We start from the raw sequence: 23,123 nt of genomic DNA, 5'->3' as shown, positions 1-23,123 counted from the left end.
AATAGAACGCCTTTATGCTCTCGCGAGCAAGAGCGAGGCAAGGCGTTCTACGCGAAAGACCATTAACAGGTGCTCAGCCGCTTACCGCCAGCACGGAGCAACCGGCGCCACCCGCGCGGCTGACCCGGATCTGCACCGGGATGCGCTCCTTCAGCGCCTCCACATGGCTGATCACGCCTATGGTTTTGCCGCCGGCATTGAGCGCGTCCAAAGCGTCCAGCGCCAGTTCCAGCGTTTCGCCGTCCAGGGTGCCGAAGCCTTCGTCCAGAAACAGGGAATCGATCGAGGTTTTGTGACTGGCCAGGTCGGATAGCGCCAGTGCCAGCGCCAGGCTGACCAGGAAACTTTCCCCGCCGGAGAGGGTACGGGTGTCCCGCGCCGCATCAGCCTGCCAGCTGTCTACAATTTCCAGCTCCAACTCACCGTCTGCGCGGCGGCGCAGCCAATAGCGGCCGTGCAGCCGGCTCAAATGGCGGTTGGCCAGCGCGACCAGATGCTCCAACGTCAGGCCTTGAGCAAAGCGGCGGTATTTGTCGCCGGCGGCGGAGCCGATCAAGCCGTTCAGCCGCTGCCAGACATCCGCCTCGTCGCGCAGGCCGTCGATGCGGGCAAACAGCTCTCGCTGGCCGTCGCGGCGCGCGGCATCGTTGTTCAGCAAGGCGCGCAAGGCCCCGTCCTCGCCGGCCAGGCGTTGCCGCTCGGCATCCAGCGCCTCCATTCGCTGGCGCAGCTCCGGCTCTGGCTGGTCTGAAACGTTTTCCCGCTCCAGCGTTTCCAGCCGTTCCGCTGCCTGCTGCCGCAACGCCGCAGCGCGCAGCCGCTCCTGTTCCAGTTGTCGGCTCAATGCGCCCAAACGCTCGCGCTCCTCCTCCGGCAAGGCCGCCGCCAGGAAGGCGGCGGCGTCCGCAAACGGGCTGGCGTCCAAGGTCCTGTCCCAAGCCTGCTCCGCCTCCTCCGCGCGTTGCCGTTGGCGCACGGCGTCGCTTTCCGTCCGTTCCAGCGCACCCCGATTCCGGGCCAAGCTCCGCGCCAGCGCCTCGCAATCCGCGACGGCGGCCAGCCAAGCGGCCTCGACGTCGGCATCGTCCGGCAAGGGCGCGCCGTCCGGCAGCTCCAGCTTCCGCCAACGCGCTTCCCAATCCGCAACGCGTTCGCCGGCCAACCGATGCGCGGCGGCCTGGACCTTCGCGTCTGCCTCCCCTTGCCGGCGGGCCTGCTCCAAATCCTTCCAGGCTTGCCAGTCGGCGGCGCGCTGTTCCAGCCAGCCCGCCTCCCGTCCGGATTCCGGCGCAACAAATCCCGCGGCGGCGATGTCGGCGTCGCGCCCATCGGCCAGTTCCCGCAACTCGGCCTCGCGCTGCGCAAGCTCGCCCCGCAGCGTGTGCAGGCTTTGCTCCAGATTCTGCAGACCTTGTTGTTGCAACACCCGCTCCTGGCTCAGCGCCTGGACGGCCTCGCTCTGACGCCGCGCGTCCCCGCGCGCCTGTTCCAGCGCCGCTTCCGCCTGTTCCGCGGCGCGCAGCGCGCTTTCCTGCCGCTGTTGCAGCCGCTCAGCATCCTGGCTGACTTGTTCCAGCCTGGGCCCGCTCCAGTCCCCCTCCGCCAGCCCCCAGGGCGCGCCCTCGCTCAGCCATTGTTCAGCCAAACGCTCGCGGCGCGCTTGCTCCTGTTCCGTCGATTCATCCAACTGCCGCAGCCGCGCTTCGTCTCGCGCCAGTTGCGCCGCGGCCTGCTGGCCTTGTTCGCGCAGGGCTTCAAGCGCGGCCTCCTTGGCGTTCAGAGCCGCCTCGGCGGCGCCGATGTCCAGGGACTGATAAGCGGCCACCGCTGGGTGCTCGCTGGCGCCGCACAGCGGGCAGGGTTCGCCCGGCCGCAAAGCGGCCCGGTGCTGCCCCAGGCTGAGAATGCGCCGTTCCTGTTCCAGCAACCGCCGTTTGTCCGCCACTTGCTCCTGCGCCTGTCGATAATCGGCGCGCAGCCGCTGCAAGTCCGCGTCATGGCGGGCATGTTCGGCTTCCAGCGCAGCCCTCTCCTCGCGCCGGCTGGCCAGCCGCGCTTCCAGCGGCTTCAGTTCGGCGGCCAACGTCGCCAGGCCGCGCAAAACCGTGGTTTGCCGCAGCGTGATCTGCCATTGCTCGCGCCATTCGGCCAGGCTGCGGCCGTCCAGCGCCGCGCGCCCGTTCTCTTCCACCCGCCGCAGCTGGTCGGCGGCCTCGAGGCCTCGCCGCTCCTGCGCCTCGACTTCCGCGCTCAAGGCCGCCAGATCCCGCCGCTGGCGCAGTGTTTGCGCGTCCAATTCCGCAATGCGCGCGGCGCAGCCGTCGCGCTGTTGGCGCAACCGTTCCTGTTGTTCGAAGCCGGCGCGCCAGCGTTCCAGCAGTTCGCCCAAACGAGCGTGATGCCCCAGACGCCGGGCGGCCGCCTCTTGCTCATCCGCCACGGCCTTGAGCGCGTCCAGACGCGCGCCTTCAGTCCGCTCCAACCGACGGGCCAGGCTCAAGGCTCGCCAGTGGCCGGCCTGCCAGTCGGTGTTCAACGCCGCTTGTTCTTGCCGCAGCGCCTGGCCCTCCGCCTCCAGACGCCGCAGTTCCGCCCGCGCCTGTTCCATTTCGCGCCACTGCGGCTGGATGCGCCGCGCCGGTTCGTCGCCACGCAAACGCGCCAGCTCCGGCTCCGCCTGCGCTTCTCGCTCGCAGGCCTCCCGCCATTCGCCGTCGGCTTTCGCGCTCTGACGCCGCGCCTGCTCAAGAGCTTCGCGCCACTGCCACTGCTTGCGCGCCAATTCCCAATCCGCCTGCGCCTGGCGCGAGGCCACGCCAAGCTCGGCCAGCCTCGCTTCCATTTCCTCACGCTGCTCCGGCGCCAACAGTTCCACTCCATCGGCGCGCGCCTGCCATTGCTCCAGAGTTTGACGGGCATCGCGGGCGCGTTCAAACACCTGTTGCGAGATCACCCCGTAGATTTCGCTGCCGGTCAGTTCCTCCAGCAATTCGGCCCGCGCATTGGCGTCGGCATTGAGGAAGGCGGCAAAGCCGCCTTGCGCCAACAGCATGGATTTGGTGAAGCGCTCGTAATCCAGCCCGGTGATGGCTTCGATGCGCTTGAGCTTGTCCGCCACCTGGCTGCTGAGGATCGCGCCGTCCGCTTCGGCCAGCTCCACCTTGGGCGCCTGCAACGCGCCGTCCGGCTTGTCGCGCGCGCGGCGCTGACTCCAGAAGGCGCGGTAACGCCGGCCTTTGACTTCGAACTCCACCTCCGCCAGGCAGTCCGCGGTGTGCCGGCTCATGATGTCGTTGCTGCCCTGGGTCACGGCGTCCAGCCGCGGCGTCTTGTGGTAAAGCGCCAGGCAGATGGCGTCCAGCAATGTGGATTTGCCGGCTCCGGTGGGGCCGGTGATGGCGAACAGCCCGCTGCCGGCGAAGGGTTCGGCGCTGAAGTCCAGCTTCCACTCTCCTTGCAGCGAATTGAGGTTTTTCAGGCGCAGGGTCAAGATTTTCATGCCTGTTCCTCCTGCAGCGAGGCCAGGATTTCGCGGTAGCGCAAGCGCAATTGCTCCTGTAACGGCGGCTCCAGCGTTTCCAGCGCCAGCCGGCGCTCGAACACGTCCAGCGGCGTCAGCTCTGCCAGGGTTTCGCCGGCGGTCGAGGCTAGTCCTGAGGCGGCCTGCCCGCGCTCGCGCCGCACGCGCAACAGCTCTAGCGGCAGTTCCGCGCACATTGCCTGCGCGCGGGCGGACAGGTCGCTCAAGTAGTCGTCGGCGCTCACCACGACTTCCAGCCACACCGGCCGTTCGGCGGAGCCGGCTTCAGCCGCCTCGGCCAACAGCCCCGGCAGCTGGGCCAGGCTGCCGCGCACCGAACGCAAGGGCTGGAAGCAAGGCACCTCCAGCGGCGTCACGCCGCGCAAGCCCTGGGCGTCCAGCTCCACCAAGAGCACCTCCTTGCCCTGGCAGGCTTCGTCGAAGCTCAGCGGGATGGGAGAGCCGCTGTAACGAATATGTTCGTGGCCGCCCACTTTCTGCGGCCGGTGGATGTGGCCGAGGGCAATGTAGTCAGCAGGCGGGAAGGCGTTGCTGGGGAAGGCCTCCAGCGCGCCAACGTAGATCTCGCGAACGGATTCGCTTGCGCTGGCGCCCACCGTGGTCAGATGGCCGCTGGCAATGATGGGCAGCGGCCGGCCCAGCCACTCGCGCAGGCGGAGCGCCTGCTCGTACACCTGCTGGTAGCGTTCTCGGATGGCGTCCTGCAAGGATTGCTGCTTTTGCTCCGCGCTCTGGCCCGCCTGGCTGCGCAACACGTCGCGCGGGCGGATATAGGGCAGCGCGCACAGCAACGCGCCCGGTTCGCCGTCTCGGCGTTTGAGAATCAACACTTGTTCTGCAGGGTCTTCGCTCAGGGCCGGCACCACGCAAGCGGACAGATAGGACAGCAGCGCGCGGCTTTCCGCCAGCGTGGCCACGGAGTCGTGGTTGCCGCCCAGCAGCACCAGTTGCACGCCGGCACGGTGAGCCTGGGCGATCAGGCCGTTGTAGAGCTCGCGCGCATAACTGGGCGGCGCGCCAGTGTCGAAGATGTCTCCGGCCACCAGCACGGCATCGGCCTGGCGACTTTCCGCCTGCTCCAGCAGCCAGTGGATGAAGGCCTGGTGCTCCGCCAAGCGGGTTTTGCCGATGAAATGCTGGCCCAGGTGCCAGTCCGAGGTGTGGAGAATGCGCATGCCGGCCGCTCAATGGAATCAATGCCCGGCAGTTTACCCGCTTGCCGGGCCTCGTCCAGCCCTGGGCCTCGGCTCAGTCGCCCCACTTGAGGCTGAGACCCAGCCCCTGGCAGTTTCTATCGTCCGGCGCGCAATTGCTGTTGCGGGTGTGCAGCTGCAACGCGCTGTCCGCGCACTGCGGCGCATAGGGGTCCTGGTCGCAGAGCTTGGCGCTGCCCATGGGCGAGCGCGGAGCGGGAATGTGGCTGCGTTCCGCGTTCTTGGGCTCGCAATAGGCGTAGCCGGGATGGCTTTGGCAATCCACGGGCGTCTTGGGCTCCTGCTTGCTTTGCAGCGCCTGGTCCGCCAGCCTACGGGTTTGTTCGGACGGCGGATAGCTGAAGCGCTTGCTGTCATACCCCTGGCTCCAGCCCGGCAGCGGCTTGACCGCCGGGCTGGGCGCTTCGGTCGGAGCCGGTTTGAGATCCAGGTCCAGCGCCAGGCTGGGGTCTGCCAGGCCCAGCGCGGCCAGCAGCAGACCAAGGGTAAGGGTGGGAGATGCTCTCATTGGAACCTTTCCCCGTTCCGCGATATTGATTTCCCGCGCCATAGGCGCGGCGGGAACGGTGTGAATGAAGACAGGGGACGGGCAAGCAGGATAGAGCCATGAAACGCCGCCAAGTTCCGCCCGAGCGCGCGATCCATACGCACAGACGCCATGCTGTAGGCATGGACAGCGACGGCCATCGCGCCCAGAATGCCGCTGATTCTTCAACTACCCTTGCCCAGCGCCATGCATCAAGCCGAATCCTTAGCCCTGCTTCGCCGCATTGATCAGCGCGTGCGTCAACAGTTGGCGCCGCAGGCGGCAGCCATCGACCAACAAGCGCTCTACCCCCAGGCCATGCTGCGCGGCCTGGGCGAGGACGGCGCCTACGCCGCCCTGTTGCCCGCCGAGCAAGGCGGCAGCAGCCAGGGCCTGGCCACGCTGATGGCCTCCATCTCCGAGGTGGGCGCGGCGTGCGGCAGCACCGCCTTCCTCGCCTGGTGTCAAAGCGCTTGCGTCTACTTGCTGCGCCATGCCGCGCCGCGGGAGGAGTTGAGCGCGACGCTGTCCGAGCTGGCCGCCGGCCGCCGGCTGGGCGGCCCCGGCCTGTCCAACGCCATCAAACACCTTGCCGGCCTGGAAGCTATGCGCTTGCGCGCCGAGCTCTGCCCTCAGGGTTATCGGATCAGCGGAGAACTGCCGTGGGTGTCCAACCTAGGCGCCGGCCATCTGTTCGTCGCGGCGGCAAGCTGCTCCGACGGCGGCAAACTGGTTTTCCTCGCAGACTGCGATGCCCCAGGGGTACGGTTGAACGCCGGCCCGCCCATCGCCGGCATGAACGGCACCCGCACCTTGTGCGTGAAGCTGGATCAGGTGTTGATTCCTTCGGAACGCGTACTGGCAGAACCGGCGGCCTTCGTCGGCTTCATCCGCCGCGTGCGCCCCGGCTTCGTACTGGCTCAAGCGGCGGTTGGCCTGGGCATCGTGCAGGGTTGTCTGGACGACATCCAGGCCGCCAATCTGCGCGACGGCGAGCAAAACCGCTGGTTGGATCATTCTTATGAGGAGTTGGCGGCGGAACTGGCCGCGCTGTGGCGCGAGGCAAAAACGCTGGCGCCGCTGGCGGAGGCGGGCCAGGCCGCGCCGCCTCGCGTGTTGCGGCTGCGCGCAGAGGTCAGCGAACTGTGCCTGCGCGCGGCGATGTCGGCCCAACTGCACGCCGGCGCCGCCGGTTATTTGCTGTCGAGCCCGGCGCAACGCCGGCTGCGCGAAGCCAGCTTCATCGCCATCGTGACGCCTACGCTGAAGCAGCTGCGCCGTGAGATTCACCACGCGGAACAGCCGCAGCCGGCTTAGAACCGGTTCAATGTCAGCCGCGCATCGACGGCGCAGGCTTTGCGCTCAAAATGTTGGGTAGACGCTTAGAACCTGTTCATAGTCTCGCGAGCAAGAGCGAGACAAGGCGAAAACCAGCGAAAAAGCGGAATGGCCAATTGGTACATGAGCATTTTGAGCTTGTACTCACCGTGCAACGCTTCACGAAGCGCAGCAGACTTTGAACAGTTTCTTAGTGGCGCAGGTAAGCAAACAGCGCCACCAATGCGATACAAGCGATCAGCGCCGCATGCAGCAAAACTTCCTCTTGCCGGGCGCTGAGCCTCCATTTGGCCTGGCGCTTGGCGCCAGCCAAGGATATATGAGGCGAAAAATGCTGATAAAACGCGCTGGGACTTCGATCCGCGGAGTCGGAATGGCCGCTTTTCATGAGAAATAACTCTGAAGTTGTCGGGTGTAAGCAATTTTACACCCGCCACTCTATGCTTTTTACATTTTTTTCACAAGCTCGGCTTGCCGACAGCCCGTCTAGCGCTTTATTCGCAGCCGGACTGACCCAGGTCAAACACCAATACCGCCCGCCTGGAAGCCCGCCAGCACATTCACCGCGTTGACGCCGATGTCGTCCACCATATAGCCCCCCTCCATCACAAACAAGGTCGGCAGACCCAGTTCGGCTATGCGCGCCCCCAAACGCAGGAAGTCCTCGCTCTCCAGACGGAACTGGCTGATCGGATCATCCTTGAAGGTGTCCACGCCCAACGAGACCACCAGCGCATCCGGCGCATAGGCGGCTATCCGACCGCAAGCATGGTTCAAGGCTTCGCTGTAGGCCGGCCAACCGGTGCCATGCGGCAGCGGGTAATTGTGATTGAAGCCCAGGCCGGAACCCGCCCCGGTTTCGTCGCGATGGCCGGAAAAATACGGATAGGAATATTTGGGATCGCCGTGCAGGGACAGGAACATCACGTCCTCGCGCTGGTAGAAAATGCTCTGCCCTCCGTTGCCGTGATGGTAATCCACATCCAGCAAAGCCACCTTGCCGGCACCGCCGTCCAGGCAGGACTGCGCGGCGATCGCCGCATTGTTCAGATAGCAATAACCGCCCATATACTCCGCCGCCGCGTGATGGCCGGGCGGCCTGCACAAGGCGAAGGCGCTTCTCTCGCCTGCCAGTAAAGCATCCATTCCGGTCAAGGCCACGTCGGCGCTGGCGCGCGCCGCTTTCCAGGTTCCCGCGGTGATCGCCACCCCGGCGTCCATCGCGTAAAAACCCAATTTGCCATCGATAAACTCCGGCTCGATATCGCCGCGCAGATCGCGCACCGGCCAAATCAACGGCAGCGCATCATGGCTGCGCCCGCTTGCTGTCCACTCATCCCAGGCCCGCTCCAAAAAACGAACATAGCGCGGGCTATGAACCCGGGCGTAGCGCGCGCTGTCGTATTCACGCGGCGCGGCCACCGGGCCCAGCCCCGTCGCCCTCACGCGCGCCAAGATGGTATCCGCCCGCCCCGGTTGCTCAAAACAAGGCATCAACACCCCATCCTTCAACTCGCAACCGTGATGCAGATGGTGCGCGTCACTGTAAATTGTCAGCATCGTCAGCCCTCCTTGCTTGCTTTTCGAATAAATAAGGAAAGACCCAGTATGCGCCGCGGCCGCTGGAATAGTTTTGCTTTTACGCCGCCTCAGGCGCTAATCTCGGGCAAGAAATCAACAATATTGGCGGAAATTGAGCATGAACAGACTCAAAAATTCACTAGATGAAACGGATCTAACTCTTCTAAGACTGTTGCAACAGGATGGCGCCATGTCCAATCCCAAGCTGGCCGAGCGGCTATCCCTCAGCGTAACTCCGTGCTGGCGCCGCCTGAAACGGCTGGAGGAAGCCGGCTACATCAAGGACTATCAGGCCAATCTGGACCGCCGCAAACTGGGCTACGACGTACTGGCCTTCGTCCGGCTCAGCTTCGGGGAACACGCCGATGATGCCCCAAACCGCTTTGAAGATCAGATGCGAGAGCGCCCGGAAGTGCTGTCCTGCCACAAAATCACCGGCGACGCCGACTACCTGCTGCAAGTAGTCGCGCCCAATCTGGATGCGTACAGCGACTTCATCGAGACCGTGTTGCGCCGCACGCCGGGCCTGCACTCCATCCATTCCAGCCTGGCGCTGCGCGAAGTCAAAGCCGGCAGCCGGCTCCCTATCTAAAAGGAGAACCGCCCATGATTACCGTCCATCACTTGAACAACTCCCGCTCGCAACGCGTGCTCTGGCTGCTGGAGGAGTTGAATCTTCACTACCAAATTCAACACTACCAGCGCGATCCGCACACCCTGCTTGCTCCGCCGGAACTCAAGGCGATACATCCGCTGGGCAAGTCTCCGGTGATCAGCGACGGCGAACTGAGCTTGGCCGAGTCTGGCGCCATCGTCGAATACCTAGTGGACACCTACGGCTCAGGACGGCTCAAACCCGCCTTAGCCGCGCCGGAACACAGCGATTACCTGTTTTGGCTACATCACGCCGAAGGCTCGCTGATGCCGCCGCTGGTGATGAGCCTGGTGTTCTCGCGCTTGGACCAGCCGCCGGTGCCTTGGCTGCTGCGGCCATTGGCGCGCAAATTGGCAGACGGCGTCCGCCACGCCTATTTGAAGCCTCAATTGGATGCGCTGTTGAGTCATGCCGACCGCAGCCTGGCTCGCAACGGCTGGTTTGCCGGCCCCGTTTTCAGCGCCGCCGACATCCAGATGAGTTTTCCGCTGGAGGCGGCGCGCGCGCGCGGCCTTCTGACGCAAGAGCATCCTCATGCGCTGGACTTCCTGCAACGCATCCACGCCCGCCCGGCTTATCAAATCGCGCTGGAAAAAGGCGGACCTTACGCTTACGGCGCCGATTGAAGGCGTGATATTAATTAACATCAAAGCCAGAGAATATCTCCAACATGGGCCGGCTTGCTCAAGACAATGCAGCCCGCGTTTTCATTTCCCTCCATGCTCACGGCTTATTTAGTGTTGCGGCGCACACAAAAATGTAAAAAAGTCTGATTAAGGATTGCCTATCCTCTCAAAGCCCCCTATAATCCGGGCATCTCAAATACTGCAAAGGTTCATCGTGGACAACGACGGAAGTAGTCGATCTTGTATCGCAACGCCGTCTTGCAGGATTTAGCAGAACCTTTTCTCTGCCACATCCTGCAATGACAGGGTGTGGTGTCTAAAAATTCGGCAACAACGCACATCAGCGGCGCGCCTACTGCGCAGTCCAGTGCGAGCCGGAACCCAGGCCAAACGGCCTCCCAATTTCAGACATCCCCAGATTCGCGCCGCGCGGGCGGTTTGCCGCCTCATTGCGCACGGATTCCCTTTGACGGCGCTTGCCTTCGGATCTTCGTCGCGTCCTCCTTGCATCGCCAACGGGAGGAATCATCATGCGCTTGATCACCAAACTGGTAGCCTTGCTGCGCCCAGGCAAAACCATCGCCCCGGCCGCCGTTTATCAGTTGAACATTTTTTGCGTCCATGCGGACCTGACCATGCTGCGCGTGCAAGCAGCCAAACAGCTGCACGCCCGCGGCCTGGAAGTGGAACGCATCGCCCTGACCGCCGGCGACAACGACCTGGCCTGTTTGAGCGTGCTGTTCGCTTGCCCCGATGTGGCTAGCCGTTGCCTGAATCAGCTCGCCGCGCATTTTTGCCAGCTGCCGCAGGTGAACCGAGTTCACTGGGCGCGCCACGCACAGCGCCCGCGCGTGCCCAATCGCGCCTTTTTGCTGGCCCAACGTGCCCACTTGGCGCACTGACCAGCCCCAATTCTTTCCGGGCGCGGGCACATCCGCGCGCATTCTTGAAACGCACACGCTGCCAGCCAGCAGGAGGTTCTGATGTTGATTGAAGACCCTGAACCGCGACCGTGCCGGCCTTTGGCGTATTGCTGATCTGAGCCTCTCCCTTATTGCGACAGCGGGACCGGCCAATTAGCCGCCGCCGACCATCGCAATCGACCCTTGAATATATTTTCATTTCTGCGTCTATAAAACACAGAAAGGGAATAATGTTGTCTGTCGCATTTTCAAAATGAAAATGAGGGAGTGAAACATGCGCCACAATAAACTGGCTTGGTTATTTAATTATCTCGCGCGCACCCCAAGCAAACGCCAAGACGAAACCAGCTGCCATCTGAATGTGATTTGCGACATCCCGGTGATTACCGCGCTGCGCAAACAATTATTCTGGGAAATGCACACCCTGGGCCTGACGGCGACCCACGTCACCATCACGCCCGCCTCCGCCGCAGGACAAGCCTGCCTGAGCGTACGGCTGGATTGCCCTGTGGCCCTGCGCCGCGCCTTCAACGAAATGGCGCTGCGCCTGAGCAAAATACCGGAAATCCATCGAGTGCGCTGGGGCCGTCGCAAGCCGGAGACGCGGGCAACGCCCCGTCGCTGGGCGGCCAGCGCCTGAGCATTCGATCAATGTCCGCCGCGCTGTTGCGCGCCGTTTAACCCTCTTCGCCACGAAAGGCCAGCCATGTCTGAAGAACCGGAACCCCGATCTTGCAGACCCGAGGCCGCCCGCACCGCCTGATCTCCCCCGCCTGACGGCGGCGAGATAGGCTCGCGCGCCTCGCCACCGTCAAACACAGCCCTGTCATTGCTTGCATGCCGTAAGGCAGGGACCGGTACGTCCTCACGCGACGGAAGCCGGATTGCAAGGAGATCGCCATGAACGACATCATCCGCCACAACATCCGGCCGCAGCGTTATCAGCTGTCGGTCATCTGCCCCACGCAAGCGGTGAAGGCCGCCCGCCGGGAAATCCGTGCCGCCGCGCAAGGGCACGGGCTGAAAGTGTCCAGCTGGAACGAAACCCTGCTGGTGGGCGAGTGCCAGGCCTCCGGCGCGCCCGCCAACTGGATGCTGGCCACGGAGTTCCGCTCCCGCAGCGACGCCTCCATGCACTTTCTCGAGGCCATCATGCAAAGGCTAGGCAATCTGCCGCTGGCCCGGGTCCGACTGGACATTTTGCCCGGTCAGGTCCGGCCAGAGTGGTCCGCCGGGGTCCGCCCTCTGGCTCAACCCTGATTCATCGTCCCACGCCGGCCTCCGCTCTTCCGCGGCGGCGCGGGATTTTCAAGCTCCCATTTCTTACAAGGAAACACCATGACTGACGACAGTTACCCGCGACCGCCCGCCCTGCACACACAGACAACAACGCAGGCGGGCGCCCACCTCGAACCTAGAACACCCGCAACACCCCCCGTGCTGCGTCCGCCAGATATCCGGCCGGCCTGAACAGCCCCAGCCGTACTGCGCGGGACACGCGCGCAGGAGACGAAACAATGATGAAACACACTAGCAGCCGACACAAGCTGAAAGGCTATGTCGCCACCCCTAGCGCAAAACAGGAAAAACCGGTCATCCGCGCGGTACAGGAAGCCGACAGCTCCGTAGAAGAAACCCTGCAACGCGTACGCGGCCACCAAGACGGCCTGACCATGGCGGAGGCGCATCAGCGCTACGCCCAGTTCGGCCCCAACGAAGTGGCTCACGACAAGGCGCCGCATCCGCTGATTCAACTGGCGCAAGCCTTCAAGAACCCCTTTGTCGTCGTCCTGATGGTGCTTGCCGCCATCAGCTATTTCACCGACGTCTATTTCGCCACCCCAGGCGACGAAGAGTGGACCGGCATCATCATCTTGCTAACCATGGTGGGCATCAGCGGCCTGCTGCGGTTCTGGCAGGAATTCCGCTCCGCCAAGGCGGCGGAAAAGCTCAAATCGCTGGTGCGCAATACGGCCACCGTACAGCGCCGCCCGGCCAACGGCAGCAGCCCCATTCGCCAGGAAATCGCGATGAGCGAACTGGTGGTCGGCGACATCGTCCACCTGCAAGCCGGCGACATGATCCCCGCCGACATCAAGTTGCTGGAGTCCCGCGACTTGTTCATCAGCCAGGCAGTGCTGACCGGCGAAGCCCTGCCGGTGGAAAAGTACGACACCCTGGGCGCGGTGGCGGAGAAGTCCGCCAACGGTCAAGCCAATGGCGATACGGACCTGCTAGACCTGCCCAATATCTGCTTCATGGGCACTAATGTGGTCAGCGGCAAGGCCTCCGCTCTCGTAGTGGCCACCGGCACCGATACCTATTTCGGCTCGCTGGCCCGCAGCGTGGTCAGCCACAAACGCGTGGAAACCAGCTTCGACCGCGGCGTCAGCAGCGTATCCTGGCTGCTGATCCGCTTCATGCTGGTGATGGTGCCCGTGGTATTCATGATCAACGGCTTGACCAAGGGCGACTGGATGTCCGCCCTCACCTTCGCGCTGGCGGTGGCCGTGGGCCTGACCCCGGAAATGCTGCCCATGATCGTGTCCGCCAACCTGGCCAAGGGCGCGGTGGCGATGGCGCGGCGCAAGGTTGTGGTCAAACGCCTGAACTCGGTGCAGAACTTCGGCGCAATGGACGTGCTGTGCACCGACAAGACCGGCACCCTGACCCAGGACAAGATCATCCTGGAGCACCATTACAATATCCATGGGCTCAAAGACGAGGGCGTGCTGCAACTGGCCTGGCTGAACAGCTTCCACCAGAGCGGCATGAAGAACCTGATGGATATTGCCGTGGTGGAACACGCCGACGAACTGGGTGACCGCGTCAAACCCAGCGGGTACAGCAAGGTGGACGAAATGCCGTTTGATTTCGTGCGCCGCCGGCTGTCGGTGATCGTGGAAAACCAGCGCGGCCGCCAGTTGATGATCTCCAAGGGCGCGGTGGAAGAAATGCTGGCCGTCTCCAGCCATGTTCAGGACGGCGAACAGATCAAACCGCTGACCGCCGAGGAGCGCGCCGCCCTGCTCAAGCGCAGCCAGGACTATAACGCCGAGGGCTATCGCGTGTTGCTGGTCGCCACCCGCGACATTCCGGCCGAAGAAGCCAAGCGCAACTACAAAACCAATGACGAAGCCCAATTGGTGGTACGCGGCTTCCTGACCTTCCTCGACCCGCCGAAGGACTCCGCGGCTCCGGCCATCCGCGCGCTGAAGGAATACGGCGTGGCGGTCAAAGTCCTGACTGGCGACAACCCCATCATCACCGCCAAAGTATGCCGCGACGTTGGCCTCAGCCCCGGCGTGCCCTTGGTCGGCAAAGACATCGAGGCGATGGACGATGTGGCGCTGTGCAGCGCGGTCAAACACACCACCATCTACGCCAAGCTGACCCCGCTGCAAAAGTCCCGCGTGGTCAAAGCCCTGCAGGCCAACGGCCACACCGTGGGCTTCCTGGGCGACGGCATCAACGACGCGCCGGCGCTGCGCGACGCCGACGTCGGCATCTCGGTGGACAGCGGCGCGGACATCGCCAAGGAAACCGCGGACATCATCCTGCTGGAAAAGAGCCTGATGGTGCTGGAAGAAGGCGTGATCAAGGGCCGGGAAACCTTCGGCAATATTCTCAAGTACCTGAACATGACCGCCAGTTCCAACTTCGGCAACGTGTTCTCGGTGCTGGTGGCCTCGGCCTGGCTGCCGTGGGAGCCGATGCTGGCGATGCATCTCTTGATCCAGAACCTGATCTACGACGTATCGCAGATGGTCCTGCCGTGGGACAAGATGGATCCGGAGTTCCTGAAAAAACCGCGCAAGTGGGAAGCCAACAACATCAAGCGCTTCATGCTGTGGTTGGGGCCCACCTCCTCGGTATTCGACATCACCACCTACACGCTGATGTGGACGGTGTTCGGCGCCGGCGCGGCCTACTACGCCGGCCTGGCCCACGGCGTCAGCGACGGCGGCGCCAACATCATGCACTCCGGCTGGTTCATCGAAGGCCTGGTCTCGCAAACCCTGGTGGTGCACATGCTGCGCACGCGCAAGATCCCCTTCCTGCAAAGCACCGCCTCGCTGCCGGTCATGCTGTCCACCTCGGTGGCCATCGCCATCGGTTGCTACCTGCCGTTCTCGTCGCTGGCGGAAAGCATTGGCTTCATCAAACTGGATACCAGCTACTTCTGGTGGTTGCTGGCCACCATGATGGGTTATATGACGCTGACTCAAATCGTCAAAACCATTTATATCAAACGCTACGGCCGCTGGTTCTAAGAACGCGCTTACGATCGCGAACAGGCTCTAAGCGCCTTGACCCCGTAACTCCAGCCCCGCTCTCGCGGGGCTTTTTTACGCCGTCTCCCGCCATTCCCAGCGTCTTGCCACACTGGCACAATCCCTTATCCCCACCATAAGGAAACCCCATGCGCCTCCCCTCCCTGCGCCGCGCCCAGCAATGCTTTAAAAGCCTGCTCGCGCTTTCCATCGCCTTGTTCGGCCTGCTGGCCGCCAGCGGCAACATTCTGGACTACGACAGCAACTGGCAGTTCGTCCGCCACGTGCTGGCCATGGACAGCATGGAACCCTGGTTTAACGGCCAAGCGCTGAAAGGCCGCGCCGTCACTCACCCGGGCTGGCAGCAAGCCGCTTACCTAGCCATCATCGCCGGCGAACTGGCCTTCGGCTTGATATGCGCCTGGGGCGGCGGCGCCATGCTGCGCGGCGCGCTCTGCGGACGCGAGGAAGCTTATCTGCGAGGCAAGACGCTGTTCACGCTGGGCTGCATTCCGGCGCTGCTGGTCTGGTACACCGGTTTTGCGGTGATAGGCGGCGAATACTTCGCCATGTGGGCCAGCCAATGGAACGGCCAAATGAAGGCCTACGCCTTCATCGGCTTCATCCTGCTAAGCCTGGCCTACCTGTCGCAGCCGGAAGCCGCTGAGCGCTAGCCCTCCCGGCAACGGCGGCGGCCCTCGTATATCATGAACCATGCCGACTCCCCCATACGCGCCATGATGTCCCGCCGCCTAACCCTGCCCGCCCGCATCAGCCGCTGGCTGTTGATCGGCGTCGCCGCGCTGCTGCCGCTGGCCGTCATCACCCCCATTGTCTATTGGCAGGAAAGCAACCGGCTGCGGCAGCAGGCCACCTTGCAAACAGGCCAAGCGGAAAGCATGCTGGACTTGATGCTGGACTATGCGGCTCAGGCCGCCGACAGCGTGGCCCCGCTCACCAACCAGCCTTGTCCGCAAATAGAACAGGCGCTGCGCAAACAAGTCACCGTGGTGCCCTTCATCCGCAGCGTCACGCTGGAGCGCGGCGGCATTCTCTACTGCTCCTCTTTGTTCGGGGTCTACCACAGACAGATCTCCTCGCCGGACAAACCCCGCCCGGAAACCGAGCTGCGCTTGAAGTCCGGCAACGAGCTGACCCCGGGCCGTCCGCTGATCATTTACCGCAAGCAATCGGGGCCGACGGCGATCTACATCGCCATTGACGGCGTGCACCTGCAATTCAGTCTGGACATGGCCAGCGACTACAGCCCGGTTTACATGCGCGTGGGGCCGCTCTGGATAGGGCCGGATCACGCGGTACACCCCAACCCCAGCCCGCCCTTCGACCTGCTTACGATAGAACGCGCCTCCTCCCGTCATCCCTATACCCTGATTAGCGGCTTCAATCGCCGCGACCTGTACCACCAGATGGCCAGCAGCTATGAACTGGTCTTTCTCAGCATGGCTGCGCTGGGGCTGGCGCTGGCCGCGGCCCTGCGCTGGCAACTAAGCCGGCCGGCGTCGCCCACCGTCGAACTGCAACGCGCGCTGGACAACGGGGAATTCGAGCCCTTTTTACAACCAGTGGTGCGTTCCGACGGGCTAGGCTGGCAAGGGGCGGAAGCGCTGATGCGCTGGCGTCACCCGCGGGATGGACTGATCCGGCCGGACCTGTTCATTCCACGCGCCGAGGATTGCGGCATGATCGTGCCGATGACGCGTCAAATGATGCGCCAGTTGGCGCGTACCCTGGGACGGAGCCGACTGCCGCCTCAGTTCCATCTGGGCATCAACATCACCGCCGCGCACCTGCGGGACGACGCCTTACTGGCGGACTGCCGACAGTTTCTCGCCCACTTCCCGCCTGGGGAACTGAATCTGGTACTGGAACTGACGGAGAGAGAGATACTGGAGCCCACCCCCGAAGCCTGCGAACGGCTGGCTCGGCTGCGGGAACTAGGTGTGAAGATAGCGATAGACGATTTTGGCACAGGCCACTCCAGCCTGATCTATCTACAACAGCTGCCGCTGGACTGCATCAAGATAGACAAGAGCTTCACCGCCAGCATCGGCGCGGACGCGCCGTCCAGCCACATCGTCGACAGCGTGACCGAGCTGGCGCACAAATTGGAACTGGAAATCGTGGCGGAAGGGGTGGAGACCGAAGCCCAGCGCGCCTACCTGACCCGTCTGGACGTGGGCTGGCTGCAAGGCTATCTGTTTGCGCGGCCAATGCCGCTACGCGAGTTCCTGCTGCGTCCGGAACTGGACGCCGCGCGCGCGGCGGCGTCCGACACCGGTCCGGCGCTTTAGCGGCGGCTCTCCTTGCAGTCGTCCAGCAAGGCCTTGTCGGTGATTTCGTCGCGCAACGAACCTTCCGGCCCCTTGGTCCACCAGCTGTATTGCTCGGCCGCGTATTTGGCGCCGGAACCGGACACCACATTGCTCAACAACATGGTCTTGCCCTTGATCGGCAATACCGCGAAACTCTGCCCGTTTTTGACGTTGTAATACTTGACCGTCAACTTGGCGCCGTCGGCGCAAACGTAGCGGACGACCTGCCGCTGACCAGCCGGGATATCCGGCAAGGTCAGCGGTTTGGCCAGCGCGGCGGCGCTGCTCAAGGTCAGCACGGCGAACAAGATGGATTTCATGTTTTAACTCCTAGAATGACGAACTGCGGCTTGCTCTTGGCAAATGGGGATAGACCGGGCTCGCTCGGTTTTGTTCTGCGCAGTTCAGCGGGCGCCCGCCTCCGCCAGCAAGGCGGCAACGCCGGTCAGCCCTCGGCGGCGAGCATGCTGCAAGGCGGTTACGCCGTCGCGATCCGCCAGATTCAGATCCGCCTTGGCCGCGATCAGTTGCCGGACGATGTCGTGATGCTGCGCGCTGTCCGTTCCCAAAATCGCCACTTCCAGCAAGCAGGTCCAACCCAGCCGGTTCACGTGATCAAGCTTGACCCCGGCGGCAATCAATTGCCGCGCCGCTTCCGCGTGCCCTCGCTCGCAGGCGGGGATCAACGCCGTGCCCTGATAACGGTTGGTGCTGGCCAAGTCCGCGCCGTGCCGCAGCGTCATGCTCAGGATGTCATTCCTGCCCTGAGCGCCGGCCAACAAATAGGGGCTGTCCTGCTGTTTATCCTTGGCGTTCACATCCGCGCCGCCCTCAATCAATAAGCGCGCCGCCTCCGGGTGATTGCCCCAAGTCGCCAGCAGCAATGGCGTGCGCTGACTGGCATCGCGGACATCCACCGGCGCGCCCGCGCGCAACAAGCGCCGCACTTCAGGCGCGTCTCCGCGACCGGCCGCCGCCAGCAAGGCTTGGCCACTGCCGGCTCCTGCGGGGATGGAGACGGCCAAAACCGTCGATAACAGGATTTTAGCTTGCCAATGCATTGCCCTCTCCTCGCTCCTTGCAAACGATTCAAATGGAAGCGCCACCGTAGCATGGCATGCCGCGCCAAGCCAGCCGGACAAAAACAAAGCCCGCCAACCGGCGGGCTATGACAGAACTGCAGCGAAAACTCAGCCGTGCATGCGGGCGAAGTCCTGCATGAAGTTGGCCAGCGATTTGACGCCCTCTATCGGCATCGCGTTGTAGATGGAGGCGCGAATGCCGCCCACCGCGCGATGTCCCTTCAGCTGGATCAAGCCGTTTTTGCGCGCTTCCAGCAGGAAGGTTTCTTCCAGCCCCTCATCCTTGAGCCGGAACACCACGTTCATCCGCGAACGGAACGGCGCGTCGATATGGGTGTGATAGAAGCCCTCGCTGGACTCGATCACATGATTGAGCAAGCCGGCCTTCTCCTCGTTGCGGGTGGCGATGGATTTGACGCCGCCTTGCTCCTTCAACCATTTGAACACCAGGCCGGAGATGTAGATCGGAAAGGTGGGCGGAGTGTTGTACATCGAGTCGGCGTCGGCGTGGACCTGGTAATTGAGCATGGTGGGCAGATCGGCGCGGGCCTTGCCCAGCAGATCCTCGCGCACAATCAGCACCACCAGGCCGGACGGGCCGATATTCTTTTGCGCGCCGGCGTAGATCAGACCAAACTGGCTGACGTCCACTTCCCTGGACAGGAAGTCCGAGGACATGTCGCAAACCAGCGGCACGTCCGGCAGGCTTTGCGGCACGAAGGGGAATTGCAAGCCGCCTATGGTCTCGTTGGAGGTGTAGTGCAGATAAGCCGCCTTGGGGTCGCGCTGCCAGCCGGCTTCGTCCGGCACGTAGGCGAAGTTGCGGTCCTCGCTGCTGGCCGCCACATTGACCTTGGCGTAGCGACGCGCTTCTTTGATCGCCAGCTTGGACCAGTGGCCGGTATTGACGATATCCACGCTGTCGCGCTCGCCCAGCAAGTTAAGCGGCACCTGAGCGAACTGCTGCGATGCGCCCCCCTGCAGGAACAGCACTTTGTAGTTGGCGGGAATGCCCATCAACCCACGCAGGTCGTGCTCGGCGTCATGGATGATTTCCATGAATTCCTTGCCGCGATGGCTCATTTCCATCACGCACATGCCGGAGCCGTGCCAATCCAGCATTTCGCTTTGCGCTTCGGCCAGCACCTGATGAGGCAGCACGGCGGGGCCGGCGGAGAAGTTGTACACTTTGGCCATGTTCATCCTCTATTTGCGTTGACAGCCCTTGGCGCCCGCACCGGCGAACTCCGGGCCTTGGTATGCGAAGGCCCGATCGCTAAGCGCCGGGCCTTTGTTATAGTTTACTGACTGAGCAGGAAGTGGGCTCTCGCCACGGCAACCGGCTTTCGCCGGTCTTCTTGCCAGGCTTCGATCAGCACATTGGCCACCCGCTTGCCCTGCTTGGTGATCTCGCACTTGGCGTACAAGGTTTGCGGCCGGCCCGGGCGCAGATAGTCCAGCGAGAAGTCGACGATCTTAGGCGTTTCCTGCGACTCCCGTATCCACATTAGATGCAGCATTGCCGCGCTTTCCAGAAAACCGCCGATCAGCCCGCCGTGCAATGCCGGCAGAGCGGTATTGCCGACATTGCGCTCGGAGAACGGCAACTGGAACAGCAACTCGCCGGCGTCGTCCTCGCCCAATTCCACCCCCATCAGCTTGATGTAGGGCAGCTCGTCCACGATGAGCGCATAGGCTTTTTGATCGCGCAAGGTGTTGAAACGTTCCATGAAGCGGCTCATGCGGCGGCCTCCGGCAGCATCGGCGTCCGGCTGGATTCCCGCATGAAGGTGGCCACGCCGTGGGCGATCGGATCGCTGGGCGATTCGTGATAACACACGGCGCGGGTAAAGGCGATCTGGCTGGCCAGGCGATAGCATTCCGCCCTGCAGAAGATAGGCTTTCCCGGCGTGGCCGCCCTCAGGTAGTCGATGCGCAGATCCAGCGTGGCGATGGTTTCCAGCTCAGGCAGATGCGCCATCACCGCCACCGCGCTGCAGGTATCCACCAGCGAGGTGATCACCCCGCCGTGCAAAGTGCCGGTGACCGGGTTGCCGACCAGATCCTCGCGCCAGTCCACCTTCAAAGTGGGCCGGCGTCCCTCGGTTCCGATGTACTGGAAACCCAGAGTGCGACAGTGCGGAAAGGAGACGAAAAGCTGGCTCATCGCCTCCAGCACTTCGGGATTGGCCGGCGTTGGAATCATGCCTCGCCGCCCTCGTACGCGGCCTCGACGCCGTCCTCGCCTTCCAGCGCCTCCGTCTCGTCGTCGCTATCGCCCTCGGCCACTTTTTCCAGGCCGATCAGCTGCTCGCCTTCGTCCAGATTGATCAGGCGCACACCCTGAGCGGAACGGCCGGTTTCGCGCACTTCGGACACCTTGGTGCGGATCAGCACGCCGCCGGTGGTGATCAGCATCACATCGTCGGTTTCTTCCACCAGGCTGGCGGCCACCAGCTTGAGGCCGGTTTTGTCGGTCAGATCCATGGCGATCACGCCCTGGGTGCCGCGGCTGGTCAGACGGAAATCGCCAATGCGGGTGCGTTTGCCGTAGCCGCCGTTGCTGGCGGTCAGCACCATCTGGTCTTCGGAATTGGTCACCAGCAGGGAAATCAGCTTTTGGCCTTCGCCCAGCTTCATGCCGCGAACGCCTCTGGAAGTGCGTCCCATCGGCCGTACCTGGCTTTCGCTGAAGCGGACCGACTTGCCGGCGTCGGAGAACAACATGACCTGGTCGCCCTCAAGCGGCAGACCATCCTCGATCACTTCGCCTTCGCCTGCCATGTCCTCCTCGACGATGGCCTCGTCATCTTCATCGCCCTGGCCTGCCACGCTCTTGCCGCAGGTCAGCGCCACGCCCACCAGGTAATTGCCCTCGTCCAGATTGATGGCGATGATGCCCGCCGCGCGCGGCTTGGAGAAGGCACGCAACGGCGTCTTCTTCACCGTGCCGTCGGCGGTGGCCATGAATACGTACTGGTCGTCGCGGAACTCCTTGACCGGCAGCAGCGCGTTGATCTTCTCGCCCTCTTCCAGCGGCAACACGTTGACCATGGGCTTGCCGCGGCTTTGACGGCCGCCCTGCGGCAGGTCGTAGACCTTGCGCCAGTAGCAGCGGCCGCGGCTGGAGAAGCACAGCACGAAGTCGTGGGTATTGGCCACGAACAGAGTGTCGATGAAATCGTCGTCCTTGGTGGCCGCCGCCTGCTTGCCTCGGCCGCCGCGGCGCTGGGCGCTGTAGTCGTCGATGGGCTGGGCCTTGATGTAGCCGGTGTGGGAAATGGTCACCACCATGTCCTGCGGGGTGATCAGGTCCTCGATATTGATATCGCCGCCGAAAGGTTCGATCTCGGAACGGCGCGCGTCGCCGAACTGGGCTTTAACAGCGGACAACTCATCGCTGATGATCTGGTTGATGCGTTCCGGCTTGGCCAGGATGTCCAGCAAGTCCAGAATCACCGCCATGATGTCGCGGTATTCGGCGACGATCTTGTCCTGCTCCAGGCCGGTGAGGCGCTGCAAGCGCATTTCCAGGATGGCCTGGGCCTGGGCGTCGGACAAACGGTAGCCGTTGGCCTTGAGGCCGAACTCTTCCGCCAGCCCGTCTGGACGCGCCTTGTCCTGATCGACGCGGGACAGCATTTCCTCCACCAGAGGCGAGCGCCATTCGCGGTCCATCAGCGCGATCTTGGCTTGCGGCGGAGTTTCCGAGGCTTTGATCAACGCGATGATTTCATCGACGTTGGACAGCGCCACGGCCAAGCCTTCCAGGATGTGGCCGCGTTCGCGCGCCTTGCGCAGTTCGAAGATGGTGCGTCGGGTCACCACTTCGCGACGGTGACGCAGGAACTCCACCAGGATCTGCTTCAGGTTCAGCAAGCGCGGCTGGCCGTCCACCAGCGCCACCATATTGATGCCGAAGCTGTCCTGCAGCTGGGTCATCTTGTACAGGTGATTGAGCACCACTTCCGGCATTTCGCCGCGCTTGAGCTCGATCACCACGCGCATGCCGGACTTGTCGGATTCGTCGCGCAGGTCGGAAATACCTTCGATCTGCTTGTCGCGCACCAGCTCGCCGATGCGCTCCAGCAGACGCGCTTTGTTCACCTGATACGGGATCTCGTCGACGATGATGGCCTGGCGATCGCCCTTGCCGATGTCTTCGAAATGAACGCGCGCGCGCATGATCACGCGGCCGCGGCCGGTGCGATAGCCTTCCTTGACGCCGGCGGTGCCGTAGATGATGCCGGCGGTGGGGAAGTCCGGCGCCGGAATGATGTCGATCAGCTCGTCAATGGTCAGTTCGCTGTTGGCCAGCAAGGCCAGGCAGGCGTCCACCACCTCGTTGAGGTTGTGCGGCGGAATATTGGTGGCCATGCCCACGGCGATGCCCGAGGCGCCGTTGATCAGCAGATTGGGGATTTTGGCCGGAAGGATCAGCGGCTCGTGCTCGGAGCCGTCGTAGTTGGGACCGAAGTCCACGGTTTCCTTCTCGATGTCTGCCAGAAGCTCATGGGCGATGCGCGCCATGCGGATCTCGGTGTAACGCATCGCGGCGGCGTTGTCGCCGTCCACCGAACCGAAGTTGCCCTGACCATCCACCAAGGGGTAGCGCAGCGAAAAGTCCTGCGCCATGCGCACAATGGTGTCGTACACCGCGGTGTCGCCATGCGGGTGGTATTTACCGATCACATCGCCAACGATACGCGCCGATTTCTTGTACGCGCGGTTCCAGTCGTTGGACAGCTCGTGCATGGCGTACAGCACCCGACGGTGCACCGGCTTCAGGCCATCGCGCACATCAGGCAAGGCGCGGCCCACGATCACGCTCATCGCGTAATCCAGATAAGAGCGGCGCATCTCCTCTTCGAGGCTGATGGGGATGGTTTCCTTGGCGAACAGGTTATCGGTCATAGTTTCTTGATTCGTAAGGATGAACAGGCCGCCCTGCGATTGCGGGTGCATTCACGCGCCCGCCACAGGGCGGCCAGCATAGGTAATGACAGCTCGTATTCTATCACGAAACGGTC

At 63.3% G+C, this 23,123-nt stretch carries 19 protein-coding genes; 9 read left to right on the top strand and 10 right to left on the bottom strand.

The annotated features are described in order from the left end of the window. Window positions 1-73: 73 nt before the first annotated feature. From sbcC to ACUXV1_RS06405, 3 genes are all read right to left on the bottom strand, one after another. Window positions 74-3,499, bottom strand: a complete 3,426-nt coding sequence (gene sbcC / locus ACUXV1_RS06415; RefSeq protein WP_446015117.1) for an exonuclease subunit SbcC — start codon at window positions 3,497-3,499, stop codon at window positions 74-76. Continuing rightward, window positions 3,496-4,716, bottom strand: a complete 1,221-nt coding sequence (gene sbcD / locus ACUXV1_RS06410) for an exonuclease subunit SbcD (RefSeq protein WP_446015116.1) — start codon at window positions 4,714-4,716, stop codon at window positions 3,496-3,498. The genes sbcC and sbcD overlap by 4 nt, the downstream gene beginning before the upstream one ends. Before the next feature lie 73 nt (window positions 4,717-4,789). Next, window positions 4,790-5,263, bottom strand: a complete 474-nt coding sequence (locus ACUXV1_RS06405) for a hypothetical protein (protein ID WP_043641881.1) — start codon at window positions 5,261-5,263, stop codon at window positions 4,790-4,792. 189 nt (window positions 5,264-5,452) lie between these two features. Here ACUXV1_RS06405 and ACUXV1_RS06400 point away from each other — a divergent pair, with 189 nt between their 5' ends. Beyond that, entirely contained in the window at window positions 5,453-6,598 is a 1,146-nt protein-coding gene (locus ACUXV1_RS06400; RefSeq protein WP_446015115.1) for an acyl-CoA dehydrogenase family protein, read from the top strand. Between the two features lie 540 nt (window positions 6,599-7,138). Here ACUXV1_RS06400 and ACUXV1_RS06395 read toward each other — a convergent pair. After that, window positions 7,139-8,179, bottom strand: a complete 1,041-nt coding sequence (locus ACUXV1_RS06395; protein WP_446015114.1) for a histone deacetylase family protein — start codon at window positions 8,177-8,179, stop codon at window positions 7,139-7,141. 139 nt (window positions 8,180-8,318) lie between these two features. Here ACUXV1_RS06395 and ACUXV1_RS06390 point away from each other — a divergent pair, with 139 nt between their 5' ends. From ACUXV1_RS06390 to ACUXV1_RS06355, 8 genes are all read left to right on the top strand, one after another. Then, the gene (locus ACUXV1_RS06390; RefSeq protein ID WP_176219467.1) at window positions 8,319-8,792 is read left to right on the top strand and encodes an Lrp/AsnC family transcriptional regulator; all 474 of its coding nucleotides are present in this window, start codon (window positions 8,319-8,321) and stop codon (window positions 8,790-8,792) included. Between the two features lie 14 nt (window positions 8,793-8,806). Then, window positions 8,807-9,481 (top strand): glutathione S-transferase family protein, encoded by a 675-nt coding sequence (locus tag ACUXV1_RS06385; RefSeq protein ID WP_446015113.1) that lies wholly within the window; start codon window positions 8,807-8,809, stop codon window positions 9,479-9,481. A gap of 530 nt (window positions 9,482-10,011) precedes the next feature. Further along, window positions 10,012-10,383, top strand: a complete 372-nt coding sequence (locus tag ACUXV1_RS06380; protein ID WP_446015111.1) for a hypothetical protein — start codon at window positions 10,012-10,014, stop codon at window positions 10,381-10,383. 295 nt (window positions 10,384-10,678) lie between these two features. Beyond that, window positions 10,679-11,044 carry a hypothetical protein gene (locus ACUXV1_RS06375; protein WP_081554739.1) on the top strand — a complete coding sequence of 122 codons (366 nt, stop codon included), beginning with the start codon at window positions 10,679-10,681 and terminating at the stop codon, window positions 11,042-11,044. Between the two features lie 260 nt (window positions 11,045-11,304). Further along, window positions 11,305-11,664: a hypothetical protein gene (locus tag ACUXV1_RS06370; RefSeq protein WP_043641870.1), complete on the top strand. Its 360-nt coding sequence runs from the start codon at window positions 11,305-11,307 to the stop codon at window positions 11,662-11,664. 257 nt (window positions 11,665-11,921) lie between these two features. Continuing rightward, a complete protein-coding gene (gene mgtA, locus ACUXV1_RS06365; protein ID WP_446015109.1) occupies window positions 11,922-14,678 on the top strand; it encodes a magnesium-translocating P-type ATPase in 2,757 nt (918 codons plus the stop codon). Window positions 14,679-14,827: 149 nt separating this feature from the next. Then, window positions 14,828-15,352 carry a DUF2165 family protein gene (locus ACUXV1_RS06360; RefSeq protein ID WP_043641866.1) on the top strand — a complete coding sequence of 175 codons (525 nt, stop codon included), beginning with the start codon at window positions 14,828-14,830 and terminating at the stop codon, window positions 15,350-15,352. Between the two features lie 33 nt (window positions 15,353-15,385). Next, complete coding sequence (locus ACUXV1_RS06355) at window positions 15,386-16,990, top strand: EAL domain-containing protein (protein WP_194426424.1); 1,605 nt, start codon at window positions 15,386-15,388, stop codon at window positions 16,988-16,990. On the opposite strand, the gene ACUXV1_RS06350 is transcribed toward ACUXV1_RS06355, so the two are convergent. The 6 genes from ACUXV1_RS06350 to gyrA form a co-directional block, all read right to left on the bottom strand. Further along, window positions 16,987-17,331, bottom strand: a complete 345-nt coding sequence (locus ACUXV1_RS06350) for an MliC family protein (RefSeq protein WP_081554736.1) — start codon at window positions 17,329-17,331, stop codon at window positions 16,987-16,989. The genes ACUXV1_RS06355 and ACUXV1_RS06350 overlap by 4 nt on opposite strands. Before the next feature lie 84 nt (window positions 17,332-17,415). Further along, entirely contained in the window at window positions 17,416-18,072 is a 657-nt protein-coding gene (locus tag ACUXV1_RS06345; RefSeq protein WP_446015107.1) for an ankyrin repeat domain-containing protein, read from the bottom strand. A gap of 129 nt (window positions 18,073-18,201) precedes the next feature. Beyond that, a complete protein-coding gene (gene serC / locus ACUXV1_RS06340; RefSeq protein WP_043642033.1) occupies window positions 18,202-19,290 on the bottom strand; it encodes a 3-phosphoserine/phosphohydroxythreonine transaminase in 1,089 nt (362 codons plus the stop codon). 104 nt (window positions 19,291-19,394) lie between these two features. Continuing rightward, window positions 19,395-19,835: a PaaI family thioesterase gene (locus ACUXV1_RS06335; protein ID WP_446015105.1), complete on the bottom strand. Its 441-nt coding sequence runs from the start codon at window positions 19,833-19,835 to the stop codon at window positions 19,395-19,397. After that, entirely contained in the window at window positions 19,832-20,299 is a 468-nt protein-coding gene (locus ACUXV1_RS06330; RefSeq protein WP_043641856.1) for a PaaI family thioesterase, read from the bottom strand. The genes ACUXV1_RS06335 and ACUXV1_RS06330 overlap by 4 nt, the downstream gene beginning before the upstream one ends. Then, on the bottom strand, window positions 20,296-23,007 hold the full coding sequence (gene gyrA / locus ACUXV1_RS06325) for a DNA gyrase subunit A (protein WP_446015103.1): 2,712 nt from the start codon (window positions 23,005-23,007) through the stop codon (window positions 20,296-20,298). The genes ACUXV1_RS06330 and gyrA overlap by 4 nt, the downstream gene beginning before the upstream one ends. Between the last annotated feature and the right edge of the window lie 116 nt (window positions 23,008-23,123).

It is taken from the genome of Chromobacterium sp. W521 (genome assembly GCF_052805975.1).
The sequence above is the reverse complement of the archived record's forward strand: the minus strand, read 5'-3'. Positions and strand labels throughout refer to the sequence as shown.